Genomic DNA, 18,000 nt, shown 5'->3' on the forward strand with positions numbered 1-18,000 from the left:
ATGGCAACCGAAATTAAAGCACCGGTATTCCCAGAGTCAGTTGCTGACGGTACAGTTGCAACTTGGCACAAACAACCAGGTGAAGCAGTATCACGTGACGAAGTGATTTGTGATATTGAAACAGATAAAGTTGTTTTAGAAGTTGTAGCTCCTGCTGACGGTACGATTTCTGCAATCGTTAAAAACGAAGGCGATACAGTTCTTTCTGCTGAAGTGATTGCGACTTTTGAAGAAGGTGCTGCTTCTGGCGCTGCTCAAACTCAAGCTGTTCAATCAGAAGAGAAAGTAGAACAAGCTGCTGCGCAAACTCAAGCGGGCGCTGCTCCTGTTGTTGAACGTGCTCAACCTGTTGCTGATCAAGCTCCTGCAGTGCGTAAAGCATTGACTGAGTCTGGCATTGCTGCTGCTGACGTTGCTGGCACTGGCCGTGGCGGTCGCATCACTAAAGAAGATGTTGCAAACCATCAAGCTAAACCAGCTGCTCCTGCTGCTGCGCCATTAAGCGTTGCTGTTGGTGAACGTATCGAAAAACGTGTTCCTATGACTCGTCTTCGTAAGCGTGTTGCTGAACGTCTACTTGCTGCAACTCAAGAAACTGCAATGTTGACTACGTTCAACGAAGTAAACATGAAACCAATCATGGAAATGCGTGCGCAATACAAAGATGCTTTTGAAAAGCGTCATGGTGCACGTCTTGGCTTCATGTCATTCTTTGTTAAAGCAGCAACTGAAGCACTTAAACGCTACCCAGCTGTAAACGCTTCGATTGATGGCAATGACATCGTTTACCACGGTTTCTACGACATCGGTGTTGCTGTATCAAGCGACCGTGGTCTAGTGGTTCCAGTTCTTCGTGATACTGACCGCATGAACTATGCTGAAGTTGAAAATGGTATTCGTGCATACGCTGGTAAAGCGCGTGATGGTAAATTGGGTATTGAAGATATGACTGGCGGTACATTCACTATTACTAATGGTGGTACTTTCGGTTCTTTGCTTTCTACACCTATCTTAAATACGCCACAAACTGCGATTTTGGGTATGCATAAAATCCAAGAACGTCCTATGGCTGTAAATGGTCAAGTTGAAATCTTGCCAATGATGTACTTAGCGCTTTCTTATGACCACCGTCTAATCGATGGTAAAGAAGCAGTAGGCTTCCTTGTAACAATCAAAGAATTGTTAGAAGAACCAGCTAAGCTAATCCTTGATCTTTAATACTTCAGAATAATGCAATGGGCTTAGAGCGATCCTCTAAGCCCATTTTTGGAGATACACATGTCTCAATTTGATTTAGTTGTTATTGGTGGCGGTCCTGGTGGTTATGAGGCTGCTATCCGCGCTGCTCAATTAGGCTTTAAAGTAGCTTGTATTGAAAAACGTATTCATAAAGGTAAACCATCTTTAGGTGGTACTTGCTTAAACGTGGGTTGTATCCCATCTAAAGCATTACTTGATTCATCTCACCGCTATGAAGATACCGTTCATCACTTAGATGACCACGGTATTACAACTGGTGAAGTGAAATTTGATCTTGCAAAACTGCTTGATCGTAAAGACAAAATTGTTAACCAATTGACGATGGGTATCGATGGCCTACTTAAAGGCAATGGTATCGAATGGTTAAAAGGTACAGGTAAATTACTTGCAGGTAAGAAAGTTGAGTTTGTATCTCACGAAGGTGAAACTCAAATTTTAGAACCTAAATATGTAATCCTTGCATCGGGTTCTGTGCCAGTCAATATTCCAGTTGCTCCTGTAGACCAAGACATTATTGTTGACTCTACTGGTGCGCTTGAGTTCCCAGAAGTGCCTAAACGTCTTGGCGTAATCGGCGCGGGTGTAATTGGTCTTGAACTTGGTTCAGTATGGCGTCGTCTAGGTGCTGAAGTTGTTGTATTTGAAGCAATGGACGCATTCTTACCAATGGCTGATAAAGCTTTGGCAAAAGACTACCAAAAAGTATTGACTAAACAAGGTCTTGATATCCGTGTTGGCGCTAAAGTTGCTGGTACAGAAGTGAATGGCCGTGAAGTTACGGTTAAGTACACGCAAGGTGGCGAAGACAAAACTCAAACTTTCGATAAGTTGATCGTTTGTGTTGGCCGTAAAGCATATGCAGAAGGTTTATTGGCTGAAGATTCAGGCATTAAACTTACTGAACGCGGTCTAGTTGAAGTAAACGATTGGTGTGCAACTTCGGTTGAAGGCGTATACGCAATTGGTGACTTGGTACGTGGTCCAATGCTTGCACATAAAGCAATGGAAGAAGGCGTAATGGCTGTTGAACGTATGCACGGTCACGCAGCTCAAGTGAACTACGACACAATCATCTCTGTCATCTACACACACCCAGAAGCGGCGTGGGTTGGTTTAACAGAAGAGCAAGCGAAAGAAAAAGGCCACGAAGTTAAAACAGGTCAATTTGGTTTCGCTGCAAATGGTCGTGCAATGGCTGCTGGTGAAAACGCAGGCTTTGTTAAGTTTGTTGCTGATGCGAAGACAGATCGTCTACTCGGTATGCACGTGATTGGACCTGCAGCGTCTGATATCGTACACCAAGGTATGATCGCACTTGAGTTCGTATCAAGTGTTGAAGACCTACAGTTAATGACTTTCGGTCACCCGACATTCTCTGAAGTCGTTCACGAAGCTGCACTTGCAGTCGATGGACGTGCAATTCACGCGATTCAACGTAAACGTAAATAAGATGTAAAAAGAGCGGCTTAGGCCGCTCTTTTTTGTTTCTGATGGTTGTTTTAATTTGAATAATCATCTAAAAATAAAGATAAGAAATATTTTAAGATTTAAAAAAGGTTAAAGCTGCTTTGACGGATGTCTGGGCTTTAATGGGTCATAACAAAGCGAAGAAAGAGTAAAAGGTTGTTCAATGAATCTACACGAATATCAAGCTAAAGCGTTATTAAAAAAATATGGTATGCCAGTCCAAGAAGGCGTATTTGTAACTACCGCAGAAGAAGCAGTCAAAGCTTTTGAGCAACTGGGTGGTAAGTTTGCGGTACTCAAAGCCCAAGTGCATGCAGGTGGTCGTGGTAAAGCAGGCGGCGTTAAAGTCGTAAAATCTGCACAAGAAGCCACTGATTATGTGAACCAAATGGTCGGCTCACGCTTAGTCACTTATCAAACAGATGCATTAGGTCAACCCGTCAGCGGTATTTTGGTATCTGAAGATGTTTATCCAGTAGAGCGTGAATTGTACCTAGGTGCTGTAGTTGACCGTTCTAGCCGTCGTGTGACCTTTATGGCATCGACTGAAGGCGGTGTTGAAATTGAGAAAGTTGCAGAAGAAACGCCTGAAAAAATTATTAAAGTTGAAGTAGATCCTCTAGTTGGATTGTTACCATTCCAAGCACGTGAAGTGGCGTTTGCTTTAAACCTAAAAGATGGTCAAGTGAATCAATTTGTCAAAATCATGTCTGCGGCTTATCAAGCATTCATTGAAAATGATTTTGCTTTATTTGAAATTAACCCGTTATCCGTACGTGAAAATGGCGAGATTTTATGTGTGGATGCAAAAATTGGTATCGACTCAAATGCTTTATATCGCTTACCAGAAATCGCAGCACTACGCGATAAAACGCAAGAAAATGAGCGTGAGCTGAAAGCATCAGAATTTGATCTGAACTATGTTGCCTTAGAAGGCAATATTGGCTGTATGGTCAATGGTGCTGGCCTAGCGATGGCAACCATGGACATTATTAAACTCTATGGTGGTCAACCTGCAAACTTCCTAGATGTAGGCGGTGGCGCGACCAAAGAACGCGTAATTGAAGCCTTTAAAATCATTTTGGCCGATAGTTCTGTACAAGGTGTATTAATCAACATTTTTGGTGGGATTGTACGTTGTGACATGATTGCTGAAGCAATTATTGCAGCGGTTCAAGAAGTAAATGTGACTGTACCTGTGGTTGTTCGTTTAGAAGGGAACAATGCAGAGTTGGGTGCAAAATTACTTGATGAATCAGGTTTGAAATTGATTTCTGCAAATGGCTTGGCTGATGCTGCAGAAAAAATTGTTGCTGCGGTAAAAGGCTAAGGGAGTAGAGATCATGAGCGTATTAGTTAATAAAGACACTAAAGTATTGGTACAAGGTTTTACCGGTAAAAACGGCACATTTCATTCAGAACAATCTATTGCTTACGGCACAAAAGTGGTCGGTGGGGTGACTCCGGGCAAAGGCGGCACACAACATTTGAATCTGCCCGTATTCAATACCATGAAAGAAGCGGTACGTGAAACGGGTGCAACGGCAACCTCGATTTATGTACCGGCACCATTTGTCCTAGATTCAATTATTGAATCGATTGATTCAGGTGTTGAGCTGATCGTTGTGATTACGGAAGGTGTGCCTACACTCGATATGCTAAAAGCTAAACGTTACCTAGAAACCTATGGTAATAATGCACGTCTAATTGGTCCGAACTGTCCAGGGATTATTACCCCAGGTGAATGTAAGATCGGTATTATGCCGGGGCATATTCATCAACCAGGTAAAATCGGCATTATCTCGCGTTCAGGGACGTTAACCTATGAAGCTGTAGCGCAAACCACCAAGCTGGGACTAGGTCAGTCTACCTGTATTGGGATCGGTGGTGACCCTATTCCGGGTATGAACCAAATTGATTGCTTAAAGCTGTTCCAAGACGACCCGCAAACTGAAGCGATCATCATGATTGGTGAGATTGGTGGTACAGCAGAAGAAGAAGCAGCTGAATATATCCAGTCGAATGTAACTAAGCCTGTTGTCGGTTATATCGCGGGTGTGACTGCACCTAAAGGTAAACGTATGGGACATGCAGGGGCAATCATTTCGGGCGGTAAAGGCACAGCAGAAGAGAAATTCGCTGCCTTTGAAAAAGCGGGTATGGCTTATACCCGCAGTCCTGCTGAATTAGGCTCGACCATGTACGAAGTGCTGAAAGGCAAAGGTTTGGTTTAATCGCCATACTTAAACATCAAAAGAGAATCTTCGGATTCTCTTTTTTTTTACGCAAAAAAAAGCGTATTTCAGCCGCTATGCAAAAGCCATAAGGGCATGGCTATGTGTTCTGCTTTGGGGTGCAGTGACGCTGCATAAACGGATGGAATATTGGTTGTTCAATAACTATGAAATGTAAAGAACACATAATAATCCGAATATGTGATGATTGCGGGGATGGTCATAGGTTTATGATTTTTAAAAATAATTTCGTATAGCGTGCAGTATATTGATTTTAGGGAAAATAACTAATTTAATTGAGATTTTTAATGGATCTTTATCATCAAAGAGCTTTTTTACTTGGATGAAGCCTAATATTTTCAATAGAAATTATTTTATTTGTAATTTTCTCAAGCCTTATACAAAGGATGGTAGATCAGGAATATGAGAAGGGGGAGCTTTAAAATTGGTGAAATTTGCTATCTCAGTGATGAAATTTTTTTAAGAAAATCTACATGAGCATATACATCTATAGTCAGCTATTATTTTTTAGTTGATGGTTTGAAGTGCAAAAACCTTGTTAGGCCCTATTTTCAATTTAATAAGCAATTTCCAAGTTTTATAAAAACAATAGATAGAACAAAATGTTATCGAGCTGAATATATAGAAGTAAATATCTTATTCTGTAAGATGAGAAGGATATATCAATTAATTGATTTTAAATATTTTGTTTCATAATTTTATGCTGTTTGCTCTATAGCTTCTAAATGAGTATTTTTATGAAATACGCCATTTGTTCATTGATTTAACATCAGGCTGTGATGCGAAATATAAATGTCAGAAACCATTAAAAGCGCTCTGATAAGACAGAAAATGTTGTTCATTTCTTTGGGAGATTGTATGCCCATAAGTACAAGTATCTAAGCCATAAAAAAAGCAGTGCGGACACTGCTTTTTTAATTCATTTAGAATGTGTTGCTCAAGCAATCACTTCTGAATAAAGAGATTTGATGGAGCCCTATCTCAATCAAAAACTTAGTTTTTACTGGTTTTTAAGCTCTGAGTTAAACCGTTAATATCGCCACCTTGGATACCAAGCTCACTCATCAAGCTATCAATCAGTGGGGCCTGGCTGCGGTAGCGTAGGGCACTATTCACCACTTGGTCTGACAAGGCAACATTACCGCTGCCTTCGTGGTGAGCATCACCTTGGCAAGAACCTGCATGACCACCATTTAGGCCATTCACTTGCAAAATCTTAATGTCATCAATGTTTTCCATTGGTTTCACACTTTCGCGAATGATTTCAGGTAAGTATTTCAGCATCGCTAAACGAATTTGCATTTCAACCTGTTCAGATGACAATACGTTGTTTGCTTCGTTCACTGCACGTGTACCTTCAGCATCAACTTGGTATTGTTTTTCCATCGCCTGAGCCAAGAGAACTTTTGCGTCAGCTTCACCTTTGGCTTTTAAGCGAACTTTTTCAGCTTCGGCTTCAGCTGCAATACGGATAGCTTCTGCATCATCTGCTGCTGCTTGTTTACCTGCTTCTGCCGCGACAGTAATGGCAATCGCATCTTTCTCCGCTTTTTCTTTCGCAGAGACCAATTCAACAGCTTTTTGACGTTCAGCTTGTTGGATTTGACGAACGGTAATGACTTCTTCTTCGGCTTTTACCGCTTGAGCACGGGCTTGATCGGCATGCGCTTTAGCTTCAGATTCAGCACGAGATTTTTCTGCAATAGCAATGGCACGGTCTTGCTCAGCCAACTCAATGGTTTTCTTTTGTTCCACTTGGGCTTGCTGAATAATTTGTGACTTTTGAATATTTTGATTTTCAACGTCACGTGCAGCAGTAATACGCTTTAAGTCAACTTCACGTTCAGCAGCAATACGCGCTTCTTCGGCTTCACGTTTTTTCGAAGCTTCTTGTGATGCAATTTCTGCAAGCTGTTCTGCACGACGAACTGAAATTTCACGTTCTTGTTGCAGTTTTGCATATTCTTCTTCACGCAAAATTTGTAGACGTGCTTGTTCTGCTTCTAAGTTCTTGGTCTTGATTGCAAGATCTGCATCTTGCTCAATCGCATTACGTTTACGACGACGGTCTTCAATGGTTTCTGTCAGTTTAGTTAAACCTTCAGCATCGAACGCATTTTGTGGGTTGAAGTATTTAAAGCCTGTTTGGTCTAAGCCAGTTAATGAAACGGTTTCAAGTTCCAAACCGTTTTTATGTAAATCTTCAGACACCACTTGCTGAACTTTTTGTACGAAGTCGACACGTTTTTCATGCAACTCTTCCATCGCCATTTCTGCGGCAACTGCACGTAGAGAGTCAACGAATTTTCCTTCGACCAAATTCTTTAACTCATTTGGCGACATGGTCTTTTGACCTAAAGTCTGTGCTGCGGTAGCAATCGAATCTGCGGTTGGTTTCACACGGACATAGAACTCCGCCATCACATCGACACGCATACGGTCACGTGTAATCAGCGCTTGGTCATCTGCACGGCGTACTTCAAGACGTAGGGTGTTCATATTGACTGGAATAATTTCATGCAGCACAGGAAGCACAATAGCACCGCCACCTAAAATCACTTTTTCACCGCCGAAGCCTGTACGCACAAATGAAATTTCTTTACTTGAGCGACGATAAAGTCGAGCAATAATAAAACCAATAAAAATAAGTGCGGCAAAAATTATCCCGACTGAAACAAGGATACCGCTTGGAATAATGTCTAACATGGACGTTTATCTCTTTTGTTGTAGTTCAAGTTAACCCTCTAAAGTGCTAACAAGTTTGGTTTAAAAATCAGTATTTTGTTGACTCATCATGACTTCGAGATTTGCTGAACGTATGACGCGTTAAATGTATTTATATGTTGTTTGAAGAACTGATCGAGCATCAATTCATTCAAAATTTAGAGCATGGTGGCTTGAAAGCCTACATTTGTTTTTTGGGTTAAAACCACTGATTGACCTTGGCTGAAAATTTCATCTTGTTCAGGTTCAACCAAAATATAATGGGTCAATCCGTGTTGATCTTTGACTTTGGCTTGAGCAGGAGACTGGGGTCGTGCATCACCCAAAATGATCGTGGCCGTTCTACCGATCAATTCATCACTATAAATGGCAGTGGTTTCATCTTGGGGTAAAATACGGGCAATGAGCATTGCGCTAAAACGTACGAAGGGCATGCACAGAAAAATACAGGCTGGTGCAATAATCCATGCACTGAACATCATACTGGTCATTTGGTTAACGATGGCTTGAATAGCAAAGCCCAATAAACTATAGACACATAAGAAAATGATGAGCCATACAAACAGTGGAATACGACCCAAATACAACCAATCGAGCACACGTGTCACGATACCTGCATCGGCATCTACACCTAGCTCTGCATTATGACCAACATCCTCAGGTAGGAATTGATCTAAGAAGCCTTGAGAACCACCCCCTAAAATTGTTAACACAATCTCAAAAAGTCCAAACAAGAACATTAAGCAGAGACTAATGCTAAACACGATATTAGACGGGTGAGTAAACAATTCCCACATTATATTTATCTCTATATTTATGCTTATAAAAAATCAAAAAAAATAATTCTGGCTGAATTTTTTTTCAGTAAATAAAATAACATTATCTGTCTAAATTGTGTAAAAAAATTACACATCGGGTTAACAAACCATCGGCTTTTATGTGAACTATTACTTAGTTTTTCTTCAAAAATAGTCGATCAATTAAGTCAGGATTATCTAAATCTAAAATGAATAGCGCTTCTACTTTACCCATTTAAGATTTAAGTCATTGTGATCAATCAAATTTTAAATCTAATTGCAGATATATAAGTGGTCGTGCTCAAGGGAGAGAAATGGCCTGTTAAAGGGCACAGAAAACAATGTTAGGTAATGTAAATTTATAAGCGTCACGGCAGTGCTGAGGGCTTTGCCGTGACTTTCGATGTCATATGGAGATTTGAACTGGCGTTCAATAGAGCGCTTTTTAGGTGGCTTTAACCGTTTTTATAACAATGAAGTTTGAATGCGTACTTTCATATCTAATGCCGCTTGAACAATAAAGGTTTTCATCCACTTCACTTGTTCGCCCATCGGATTGGTTTTAATCGCGGTGTCTAAAAAGCCCAAGCTTTCAAGTTGAAACAGTTGCTTTTCAATTTCTTCTTCTAACTGGGTGCTATTGGCTGCGAGCGGGAAGTGGATTAAGTAAAATGCTTTGGGGAAATTATAAAAAGCATAGAGCAGATTAAATGCACGTTGATCGGCCTTTAAATTGCCAGCGCCAATTTCATAGCCACGATCTTGGTTACTATGAGTCACCCCAATCAAAAATTCGAGTTTATTGTCCAAAAGTCGTAGGCCGAACTGAAGGCCAATTTGGTCTGCACTCAGCTCATGTTGGATAAAGTTATTCAGCGGGCTGCCGTCATCATTTAAGGCTTCTTGGAGCACGAGGATGTGTGAAGAATGCTGATAAATATAGCCAGCAAGACCTGCTGCTTCTATCAGCGACTTTAAGGTTTCAAGCGTATAGTGACTATATGGCATATCAATAACTATTGGAGAGTGATATAGCTACTTTAGGTACTTTGAGCGAGTTTGAATACCGATTGTTTAGAGGATTTAGCGATTAGTTAATTGATAAAAAATTGCGTAAACTTAAGGATCTCGGACTAGAATAATAATGAAATTGATAAGTCTATTGTATTAAATTAATTAAAATTGATAAGCAGTATCAGACAATTTGTATATGACGAATAAGAATATCAATATCACAAAACAAGCAATCGTTATGAAAGCTTAATCACTATAATGTATATATATCTTTAAAAGTGTAATAAGTACACATATTCTAAGCTGGTGTTGTCCATGTCATTAAATGAGGAAAGACTTACTCATCTTAAACAGCTTGAAGCTGAGAGTATTCATATCATCCGTGAAGTTGCTGCTGAGTTCGAAAACCCAGTCATGCTGTATTCAATCGGTAAAGATTCAGCGGTCATGCTGCATCTTGCTTTAAAAGCATTCTATCCTGCCAAACTTCCATTCCCACTACTGCATGTAGACACGGGTTGGAAATTTAAAGACATGATTACTTTCCGTGACAACATGGCAAAAGAGCATGGCTTTGATTTGATCGTGCATCAAAACAAAGAAGGTAAAGACGCAGGCGTGAATCCGTTCGATTACGGTAGCTCAAAATATACTGACATTATGAAAACTCAAGGCTTAAAACAAGCACTTGATAAATATCAGTTTGATGCGGCTTTCGGTGGTGCGCGCCGTGACGAAGAGAAATCTCGTGCCAAAGAGCGTGTTTACTCATTCCGTGATACCAAACACCGTTGGGACCCTAAAAACCAACGTCCTGAACTTTGGAATCTTTACAACGGTAAAGTAAATAAAGGCGAAAGTATTCGTGTGTTCCCATTGTCTAACTGGACTGAGTTGGATATTTGGCAATACATCTACCTCGAAAATATTAAATTGGTTCCTTTGTACTTGGCTGCTGAACGTCCAGTGGTTGAGCGTAACGGTACTCTGATCATGGTTGATGATGAGCGTATGCGTTTGAACGAAGGTGAAGTGCCACAAATGAAATCGGTGCGTTTCCGTACTTTAGGTTGTTACCCACTTACAGGTGCGGTTGAATCAACTGCAACAACTTTACCGGAAATTATCCAAGAGATGCTTTTAGCCACCACATCTGAACGTCAAGGTCGTATGATCGACCATGACGAAGCAGGTTCGATGGAAAAGAAAAAGCAGGAAGGTTACTTCTAAAAATCTCTCCCCTTGCGCAGCAGTGCTGCTCATCTTTGAAAAAGAGAGGAGAAAGTCCCCCTTTTATAAAGGGGGAACAGGGGGATTAAAAGAAACCGATTTCAAAAGAATATGTGGAGCTTTGAGCAATGTCTCATCAATCAGATTTAATTAGCCAAGACATCTTGGCGTATTTAAAACAACACGAAAATAAAGACCTTCTACGTTTCCTGACTTGCGGTAATGTGGATGATGGTAAATCGACTCTAATTGGTCGTTTACTTTACGATTCAAAATTGATTTATGAAGATCAATTGCAAGCCGTGACTCGTGACTCTAAAAAAGTCGGTACAACGGGTGATGCACCTGACTTGGCTTTACTTGTCGATGGTCTACAAGCAGAGCGTGAACAAGGTATTACCATTGACGTGGCTTACCGTTATTTCTCTACAGAAAAACGTAAGTTCATTATTGCTGACACCCCAGGGCATGAGCAATACACACGTAACATGGCAACTGGTGCGTCTACTGCCGATTTAGCGATTATCTTGATTGATGCGCGTTATGGCGTTCAAACCCAGACTCGTCGTCACTCATTTATTGCGAGCCTTTTAGGTATTCGTAATATCGTGGTTGCAGTGAACAAAATGGACTTGGTTGAATTCTCTGAAGCGCGCTTCAATGAAATTCAAGCAGAGTACAATGAGTTCGTAAACCAATTGGGCGACCGTAAACCTGCGAACATTATCTTCACGCCTATTTCTGCGTTGAATGGTGATAACGTTGTAAACAAATCGCCAAATACGCCGTGGTACCAAGGTCAGACTTTAATGGAGACTTTGGAAACTGTTGAAATTTCGCATGATACGAGCAAGCACGAATTCCGTTTCCCAGTTCAATATGTCAACCGTCCGAACCTCGACTTCCGTGGCTTCTGCGGTACGATTGCACTTGGTGAAGTGAAAGTTGGCGATACCATTACTGCATTACCATCTGGTAAGTCTTCGACTGTTAAAGAAATCGTGACTTTTGACGGTAACTTAGACCATGCTGTTGCAGGTCAAGCGGTGACTTTAACACTGAATGATGAAATTGATATTTCACGCGGTAACGTGTTGGTAAAAGCGGGCGAACAGCCACTCATTTCACGTTCTGCACGTGCCTCTGTGGTATGGATGACAGATGCGCCTTTAGTGGTTGGTAAACTGTATAACGTGAAGTTTGGTACACAAACCATTCCTGCGAAAGTTGCGAAAATCAACTACCGTACCAATGTAAACACACTGGAAAAAACGGAAGTTGAACAGCTTGAACTGAATGCGATTGCAGATGTAACGATTGAGTTTGATGCGCCAGTGGTATTTGACCGTTACCAAGACAGTCGTTACACAGGTTCATTCATCTTTATTGACCGTTTAAGCAACGTGACTGTTGGTGCGGGTATGGTTGAATCTGCGGTTGAATGGACTGCACACAACGAACCTGTAACTGCTGAAGCGCGTGCTGCACGTTTAGGTCAAAAACCTGCTGCTGTAACTGTAACTGCGAAAGCACTTGAAAATGCGCAAGCGATCGAAAGTTTGTTGATTCAGCAAGGTGTAGTTGCGATTGCGAAAGCTGGTTTAACTGTAGAGCAAGTTGCACTTGTACGTGAAACAGGTGTGGTTGTGATTACAGATAGTGCTGAAGGTACTGATGTGACTTATGCATTCGAGACTGCTGAAGAAGTTGCTGAGAAAATTGTTGAGTTGGTTCGTCTATAATAGATTGAATTGATTTAAAAAAGACCCGCCGCAAGGCGGGTTTTTTTATTAGGAAATGAATATATAATTTAAAAAGTGCTTATATTTTAATCAAAAAAACAAATATTATTTCGTGGTAATCTATTGTAAATAAACAATATAAAATCAAAAGGGTTGTATGAATATTAGGCAAAAACTTATTGATGTTGGTTTTAAAAATGTGGGGTTCTGGAATATTGGGAGCAGTAAGGAATTAATTTATAAGTTAAATTATTCATCTGGTGTAGAAAATATACTGTATGCGTTTATAGAGAATAATGAATTGCTCTATATTGGTAAAACTACACAAAATTTAGATAATAGGTTTAAAGGTTATCTAAAGCCAGGTCGTACCCAAACTACAAATATTCGAAATAATTTTGAATTAACTAGATTGATTAGCATGGGCAAGGTCATTGAAATTTGGTTATTTGAAGATGTTGGATTAATGAAATATGGAGGGTTTAAGCTTAATCTAGCTGCTGGTTTGGAAGATAGTTTGATAAAAGAATTGAAACCTAAGTGGAATGGGAATAGGTTCAAAATCAATGAAATCAATGAAATCAATGAAATCAATGAAATCAATGAAATCAATGAAATCAATGAAATCAATGAAATCAATGAAATCAATGAAATCAATGAAATCAATGAAATCAATGAAATCAATGAAATGCCAATATATAAGTTGACTTTGCATGATACGTATTTTAATTGGAGCTGTATTAACTTTGGAATTTCATATTCTAGCTACTTAGGTACGCATGAAAGTCAAATGGATATTTATGTTGGTGATGGTGCTATTCCGCTAGATATAGCTAAAATAGATCGAAATGCTAATAAAAATGGATCAGTTAGGATAAGGCCATTTAAGGGTAAAAAATTACAATTCTGGTTTAGTGAAAATTGTAAACCGATGGAAGTAGTTAATATTTTAATTGAAGCTCCAAACAAAATAAGAATTAAAAAAGTAGGTTAATATAATTCAATTGTGTTAAGATATATCTTAATTGATCTTAAGGTGTATCTTTGCGATGTCAAATTCAGACCTTCTCGACGGTAGCGATAGTCTAGTTAAAACCCGAAAACGTCTGTTTGAAGCAGGGCACATGAAACTATTGGTGCTGCATCTTATTTCCCAAGCGCCTAAGTTTAGTTACGACATCATTAAAGATGTCGGCGCAATCGTTGGCGGCGGTTACAGTCCAAGCACAGGGACAATTTACCCAACGCTGAATTACCTCGAAGAACAGCAGTACATCCATGCAGAACTGAATGCCGAAGACCGTAAACAATACAGCGTCACACAGTCAGGCTTAGTGCATTTAGAGGCAGAAAAAGCCACAGTAGAGAAAATTCTGTGTCGTTTTGATACCCGTAAGCAGATTCATAACAACGAACAATACGTCGATATCAAACGTGCGATGGAAAACCTAAAAGCATCACTGCGCATCAAAATTCAGCACTGTGAACTGACACCTGAACAGGTGTATGCCATTGCAGAAAAAATCGATCAGGCGGCCGTCGAAATCAGCCGTATGGAGGTGACACAATGAAACAGCATCAATATGAAATTACGCTCAAACACATTGCTGATGCGCAGGGCAATCCTTCGACTTATACCGAAGCGTTGCAGTTTAATGCCTACAACCATGATGACATGTTTAAGGTGCTGGAGCATTTGACCAAAGCGCAATTGTTAGATGATGAAAAGACCAAAGCCTTTGCTGTGGGTCTGAAACTGTTTGGTGAAACCTTGTTGGAAAATAAAGACCATCCTTTATTTAAAGATTTCATGCCGCATTTCGGCCAATTTATGAAAACACTAAAACAAACCGTAAAAGCCCAGAACGCAGCCCAAGACGAATAATAGGTATTTACAGATGAATCAACTCCCAAAATTTCATCCCAAACACATGACTTGGCTGATGCCCCTAATTCTGTCCGGCATTATGAGCGGTTCAATTTCTTGCTTTAACATGCTGATGAATAAAGGCTTGGTTGAAGGTTTTCTTGGTATTTGGCTTCGCGCATGGAGCATGTCGTGGATGATGGCCTTTCCGCTCATTTTGATCGTGTTGCCATTGGTGCGTAATACGTTAATGAAGTTTGTGCGCTTACCGAATGAGCCTGCATCTAAATAGAAGGCACATCCATTTAGTCATGAGTTGAGTGTGACTGCATAGCATCTTGAATGATGGCTGTTAATTCAGTCAGTGATTTGACACCTGCAATACGTTGAATCACTTGCCCATGATAAAACACTAAGGTTGAGGGCAGACCATAAACGTTATAGCGCAAGGTTAGTATCGGTGAGGAATCAATATTTACCTTGCCAAATTTGAGCCGTGCATGCTGCGTAGATATTTGCTTTGCACACTGCTCAAATACAGGGAAATTCTGCACACAGGGCGCGCACCAATCTGCATAGAAGCGAATCACGGCAAAACCATCGAACCATTCATAGTCGCTAGCGTTATCTTCATTGTATTCAACGATCTGAGACATGCTTGGCCTATTATTCATTTACGAAATACAGTACAGATTATACATAAGTCCATGTTTATTCATTCTGCGGCATTTCTATGTTCAAATAGTGCAGAGATAGATGAATAGTCAATAATTGAAAAGGAAAAACAATGTCACAGCAAAGCATGCAGCAGGTCATTATTACTGAGCCAGGCGGTGTAGATAAACTGGCCTATGAAAGCGTTGCCATCCCAGAAGCGAAAGCGGATGAAGTGTTGGTAAAAGTGCATGCCTTTGGCATCAATCGTCCAGACATTTTACAGCGCCAAGGCTTGTACCCAATGCCGAAAGGGGTAACACCAGTACCGGGTCTGGAAGTGGCAGGTGAAGTGGTTGCTGTCGGTGCTGATGTCACTTTGTTTAAAGTGGGTGATAAAGTCTGCGGTCTGACCAATGGTGGCGGTTATGCAGAATATTGCGTGGTGCCTGAAAGCCAAACCATTCGTATTCCTGAAGGTGTAAGCTTTACTCAAGCAGCGGCCATTCCTGAAACCTTCTTTACAGTTTGGGCAAATGTATTCCAAATGGGTAAAGCCAAAGTAGGTGAAACGGTACTTATTCATGGCGGTACTAGCGGTATTGGTACTACAGCGATTATGTTGTGTAATGCTTTAGGTATGAAAACCTTTGCGACGGTAGGTTCAAATGAAAAAGTCGCTGCGATTTCAAATATCACTCATGCGATTAACTACAAGACTCAAGACTTTGAGCAAGTGATTAATGAAGCGACCAATGAGCAAGGTGTAGATGTTATTTTAGATATCGTTGGCGCACCGTATTTGGCGCAGAACCTCAATCTATTACGTCGTGATGGTCGTTTGGTCTATATAGCCTTCTTAGGTGGTGCAAAAGCCAAAGAAGTAAAACTGGGTCAAATCATGATGAAGCGTTTGACCATTACAGGCTCAACCATGCGTGCGCGTAATACTGCAGAAAAAGCAGAGATTGCGAAAGGCATTCAGGAAAATGTTGTTCCGTTATGGTCTAAAGGTGAATGCCTGCCAATGATTTACAAAACATTTAAGTTTGACCAAATTCAAGAAGCACATGCAGCCATGGATACAGGCGAGCATGTGGGCAAGATTGTGGTTGAAGTGATCTAAAGGATTATTTTTAAAACGCGATATATTTGCAGGGTGTTTTAAAATAATTAAAGAGGGCAATGTCCCTCTTTTTTATTGTATTCCTATCTGATTTGACGCAGTAACATCAAAAGCACAATTTGATTCAAATAAAAGAATGATACGCGGTAAGGTCATCCGCAAGTGTATGAGACAGGGTTGTTTTTAATCAAAAATGTTTTTGCAATACTTTGAATAAGTAGACGCTAGTGAACGAGTTTTGCGGATGACAATGGTTTTGGGTACTTTTGCCGAAACAAAAGTACCTCCAGCCGAAGGCTAATCCCTTTATTCAATCCCTAGATGTAAGACTCTGTCGAGTAGATTTAAATATCGGTAAATAATGTGAAATTACTTTTACGTGCGTAACATCTGTTGCTAAATTTTAGACATAAAAAAACCAGCTTATCGCTGGGTTCTTTATTACACCATCTTTAATAGAAGAAGAATGGTGCCCGAGGCCAGACTCGAACTGGCACGCTTTGTGGGCGGGGGATTTTAAATCCCCTGTGTCTACCGATTTCACCACTCGGGCTTAACAAGATTGGAGGCGGAGGTCGGAATCGAACCGGCGTACACGGAGTTGCAGTCCGCTGCATGACCACTCTGCCACCCCGCCATGTCTTGTTGATGCGTATATTAGCAAGCTCTGAAAAAAAAACAATAGCAGATTCATCTGTATGAGCATAAAAGCAGCATACAAGGTAAAAAATTTAAAATAATCATGTATTATGTGCAAAATTGATTCATATCATCACTTGGAGAAGTGCCGTGGCATTAGTTTTAGATGGTCGTGCATTGGCGAAGAAAATTGAAGCTGACTTGTTGACTCGCGTAGAAGCGCTAAAAGAGAAAACTGGTCGTACCCCAATTCTTGCGACTATTTTGGTAGGTGACGATGGTGCATCTGCAACTTATGTACGTATGAAAGGGAATGCTTGCCGCCGTGTTGGTATGGATTCATTAAAAGTTGAGCTTCCTAAAGAAACCACAACTGAGCAATTGCTTGCTGAAATTGAAAAATTGAATGCAAATCCAGATGTTCACGGTATTTTGTTACAACACCCCGTACCTGCTCAAATTGATGAGCGTGCTTGTTTCGATGCGATCTCGCTTGAAAAAGACGTAGACGGCGTGACCTGCTTAGGTTTTGGTCGTATGGCGATGGGTGAAGCTGCGTATGGTTCTGCGACTCCTGCAGGTATCATGACCATTCTAAAAGAAAACAACATTGAAATCGCAGGGAAACATGCGGTTGTTGTAGGTCGTTCTGCAATTTTAGGTAAACCAATGTCTGCAATGCTGCTAGAAGCGAATGCAACAGTGACCACTTGCCACTCACGTACTCAAAACTTAGCTGACTTTGTTAAGCAAGCTGACATTATTGTGGGTGCGGTAGGTAAAGCTGAATTGATTCAAAAAGATTGGATCAAACCGGGTGCAGTGGTTGTTGATGCTGGCTTCCATCCACGTGATGGCGGCGGTGTAGGTGATATCCAATTGGTTGGTATTGAAGAAGTTGCTTCTGCCTATACACCTGTTCCGGGTGGTGTAGGCCCTATGACGATTACAACGTTGATTCGTCAAACTGTTGAAGCTGCTGAAAAAGCGTTGGGTTAATCTTTAGACCTCTCTCTTGCGAAGCAGTGCTTCTCATCTCCTAAAAGTATAGGGAACTGATCGTCTCAAATTGATTCTATGTTGCTCCCTCTCCCTGTGGGAGAGGGTTGGGGTGAGGGTGCTTTTTTATAAATAATCCTCTCCCTAACCCTCTCTTGCGCTTCAATTTAAAAGCAGTGCTTTAAATTTTGCTCAGGAGAGGGAACTTCCGATCTTAATTTAGGCT

Annotated in this window: 16 protein-coding genes and 2 tRNA genes; 12 read left to right on the forward strand and 6 right to left on the reverse strand. The window is 40.7% G+C overall.

Features of this window, described 5'->3' with window-relative positions:
- The 4 genes from odhB (at nucleotide 1) to sucD (ending at nucleotide 4,961) form a co-directional block, all read left to right on the forward strand.
- Entirely contained in the window at nucleotides 1-1,218 is a 1,218-nt protein-coding gene (gene odhB, locus FTV11_RS00920) for a 2-oxoglutarate dehydrogenase complex dihydrolipoyllysine-residue succinyltransferase (RefSeq protein ID WP_111884404.1), read from the forward strand.
- A 60-nt stretch (nucleotides 1,219-1,278) separates the two neighbouring features.
- The gene (lpdA, locus tag FTV11_RS00925; protein WP_078189903.1) at nucleotides 1,279-2,709 is read left to right on the forward strand and encodes a dihydrolipoyl dehydrogenase; all 1,431 of its coding nucleotides are present in this window, start codon (nucleotides 1,279-1,281) and stop codon (nucleotides 2,707-2,709) included.
- 181 nt (nucleotides 2,710-2,890) lie between these two features.
- On the forward strand, nucleotides 2,891-4,057 hold the full coding sequence (gene sucC / locus FTV11_RS00930; protein ID WP_078192988.1) for an ADP-forming succinate--CoA ligase subunit beta: 1,167 nt from the start codon (nucleotides 2,891-2,893) through the stop codon (nucleotides 4,055-4,057).
- Nucleotides 4,058-4,070: 13 nt separating this feature from the next.
- Nucleotides 4,071-4,961 (forward strand): succinate--CoA ligase subunit alpha, encoded by an 891-nt coding sequence (sucD, locus tag FTV11_RS00935; RefSeq protein ID WP_168379215.1) that lies wholly within the window; start codon nucleotides 4,071-4,073, stop codon nucleotides 4,959-4,961.
- A 1,014-nt stretch (nucleotides 4,962-5,975) separates the two neighbouring features.
- Here the strand turns inward: sucD and FTV11_RS00940 are convergent.
- The 3 genes from FTV11_RS00940 to FTV11_RS00950 form a co-directional block, all read right to left on the reverse strand.
- Entirely contained in the window at nucleotides 5,976-7,688 is a 1,713-nt protein-coding gene (locus FTV11_RS00940) for a flotillin family protein (RefSeq protein WP_180011015.1), read from the reverse strand.
- A 176-nt stretch (nucleotides 7,689-7,864) separates the two neighbouring features.
- Entirely contained in the window at nucleotides 7,865-8,503 is a 639-nt protein-coding gene (locus FTV11_RS00945) for a YqiJ family protein (RefSeq protein WP_180007473.1), read from the reverse strand.
- 465 nt (nucleotides 8,504-8,968) lie between these two features.
- Nucleotides 8,969-9,511, reverse strand: a complete 543-nt coding sequence (locus FTV11_RS00950; RefSeq protein WP_180026463.1) for a hypothetical protein — start codon at nucleotides 9,509-9,511, stop codon at nucleotides 8,969-8,971.
- Nucleotides 9,512-9,832: 321 nt separating this feature from the next.
- Between FTV11_RS00950 and cysD the strand changes: the two genes are divergently transcribed.
- The 6 genes from cysD (at nucleotide 9,833) to FTV11_RS00980 (ending at nucleotide 14,648) form a co-directional block, all read left to right on the forward strand.
- Nucleotides 9,833-10,747, forward strand: a complete 915-nt coding sequence (cysD, locus tag FTV11_RS00955; RefSeq protein ID WP_078189893.1) for a sulfate adenylyltransferase subunit CysD — start codon at nucleotides 9,833-9,835, stop codon at nucleotides 10,745-10,747.
- A 128-nt stretch (nucleotides 10,748-10,875) separates the two neighbouring features.
- Nucleotides 10,876-12,489 carry a sulfate adenylyltransferase subunit CysN gene (cysN, locus tag FTV11_RS00960; protein ID WP_168378395.1) on the forward strand — a complete coding sequence of 538 codons (1,614 nt, stop codon included), beginning with the start codon at nucleotides 10,876-10,878 and terminating at the stop codon, nucleotides 12,487-12,489.
- Between the two features lie 157 nt (nucleotides 12,490-12,646).
- Entirely contained in the window at nucleotides 12,647-13,483 is an 837-nt protein-coding gene (locus FTV11_RS00965; RefSeq protein ID WP_180073227.1) for a GIY-YIG nuclease family protein, read from the forward strand.
- 55 nt (nucleotides 13,484-13,538) lie between these two features.
- Nucleotides 13,539-14,060, forward strand: a complete 522-nt coding sequence (locus FTV11_RS00970; RefSeq protein ID WP_180073228.1) for a PadR family transcriptional regulator — start codon at nucleotides 13,539-13,541, stop codon at nucleotides 14,058-14,060.
- Nucleotides 14,057-14,374: a DUF3861 domain-containing protein gene (locus FTV11_RS00975; RefSeq protein ID WP_180011006.1), complete on the forward strand. Its 318-nt coding sequence runs from the start codon at nucleotides 14,057-14,059 to the stop codon at nucleotides 14,372-14,374. The genes FTV11_RS00970 and FTV11_RS00975 overlap by 4 nt, the downstream gene beginning before the upstream one ends.
- A 13-nt stretch (nucleotides 14,375-14,387) precedes the next feature.
- The gene (locus tag FTV11_RS00980; RefSeq protein WP_180026651.1) at nucleotides 14,388-14,648 is read left to right on the forward strand and encodes a DUF2798 domain-containing protein; all 261 of its coding nucleotides are present in this window, start codon (nucleotides 14,388-14,390) and stop codon (nucleotides 14,646-14,648) included.
- Nucleotides 14,649-14,661: 13 nt separating this feature from the next.
- On the opposite strand, the gene FTV11_RS00985 is transcribed toward FTV11_RS00980, so the two are convergent.
- On the reverse strand, nucleotides 14,662-15,012 hold the full coding sequence (locus FTV11_RS00985; protein WP_180073229.1) for a co-chaperone YbbN: 351 nt from the start codon (nucleotides 15,010-15,012) through the stop codon (nucleotides 14,662-14,664).
- Nucleotides 15,013-15,143: 131 nt separating this feature from the next.
- Here FTV11_RS00985 and FTV11_RS00990 point away from each other — a divergent pair, with 131 nt between their 5' ends.
- Nucleotides 15,144-16,136, forward strand: a complete 993-nt coding sequence (locus FTV11_RS00990) for an NAD(P)H-quinone oxidoreductase (RefSeq protein ID WP_180073230.1) — start codon at nucleotides 15,144-15,146, stop codon at nucleotides 16,134-16,136.
- A 467-nt stretch (nucleotides 16,137-16,603) separates the two neighbouring features.
- Here FTV11_RS00990 and FTV11_RS00995 read toward each other — a convergent pair.
- Both FTV11_RS00995 and FTV11_RS01000 read right to left on the reverse strand, forming a co-directional pair.
- Nucleotides 16,604-16,689, reverse strand: a tRNA-Leu gene (locus tag FTV11_RS00995).
- Nucleotides 16,690-16,699: 10 nt separating this feature from the next.
- Nucleotides 16,700-16,773, reverse strand: a tRNA-Cys gene (locus FTV11_RS01000).
- A 152-nt stretch (nucleotides 16,774-16,925) separates the two neighbouring features.
- Between FTV11_RS01000 and folD the strand changes: the two genes are divergently transcribed.
- On the forward strand, nucleotides 16,926-17,774 hold the full coding sequence (gene folD, locus FTV11_RS01005) for a bifunctional methylenetetrahydrofolate dehydrogenase/methenyltetrahydrofolate cyclohydrolase FolD (RefSeq protein ID WP_078192972.1): 849 nt from the start codon (nucleotides 16,926-16,928) through the stop codon (nucleotides 17,772-17,774).
- The last annotated feature ends 226 nt before the right edge of the window (nucleotides 17,775-18,000 follow it).

This window comes from Acinetobacter sp. YH12231, from assembly GCF_013417755.1.
Lineage (GTDB): Bacteria > Pseudomonadota > Gammaproteobacteria > Pseudomonadales > Moraxellaceae > Acinetobacter > Acinetobacter amyesii.

Coding starts and splice junctions, on each gene's coding strand:
- FTV11_RS00975 (WP_180011006.1), top strand. CDS start 14,057: ATGAAACAGCATCAATATGAAATTACGCTCAAACACATTGCTGATGCG.
- cysN (WP_168378395.1), top strand. CDS start 10,876: ATGTCTCATCAATCAGATTTAATTAGCCAAGACATCTTGGCGTATTTA.
- FTV11_RS00990 (WP_180073230.1), top strand. CDS start 15,144: ATGTCACAGCAAAGCATGCAGCAGGTCATTATTACTGAGCCAGGCGGT.
- FTV11_RS00945 (WP_180007473.1), bottom strand. CDS start 8,503: ATGTGGGAATTGTTTACTCACCCGTCTAATATCGTGTTTAGCATTAGT.
- FTV11_RS00940 (WP_180011015.1), bottom strand. CDS start 7,688: ATGTTAGACATTATTCCAAGCGGTATCCTTGTTTCAGTCGGGATAATT.
- odhB (WP_111884404.1), top strand. CDS start 1: ATGGCAACCGAAATTAAAGCACCGGTATTCCCAGAGTCAGTTGCTGAC.
- FTV11_RS00970 (WP_180073228.1), top strand. CDS start 13,539: ATGTCAAATTCAGACCTTCTCGACGGTAGCGATAGTCTAGTTAAAACC.
- FTV11_RS00965 (WP_180073227.1), top strand. CDS start 12,647: ATGAATATTAGGCAAAAACTTATTGATGTTGGTTTTAAAAATGTGGGG.
- lpdA (WP_078189903.1), top strand. CDS start 1,279: ATGTCTCAATTTGATTTAGTTGTTATTGGTGGCGGTCCTGGTGGTTAT.
- sucD (WP_168379215.1), top strand. CDS start 4,071: ATGAGCGTATTAGTTAATAAAGACACTAAAGTATTGGTACAAGGTTTT.
- FTV11_RS00980 (WP_180026651.1), top strand. CDS start 14,388: ATGAATCAACTCCCAAAATTTCATCCCAAACACATGACTTGGCTGATG.
- FTV11_RS00985 (WP_180073229.1), bottom strand. CDS start 15,012: ATGTCTCAGATCGTTGAATACAATGAAGATAACGCTAGCGACTATGAA.
- FTV11_RS00950 (WP_180026463.1), bottom strand. CDS start 9,511: ATGCCATATAGTCACTATACGCTTGAAACCTTAAAGTCGCTGATAGAA.
- sucC (WP_078192988.1), top strand. CDS start 2,891: ATGAATCTACACGAATATCAAGCTAAAGCGTTATTAAAAAAATATGGT.
- cysD (WP_078189893.1), top strand. CDS start 9,833: ATGTCATTAAATGAGGAAAGACTTACTCATCTTAAACAGCTTGAAGCT.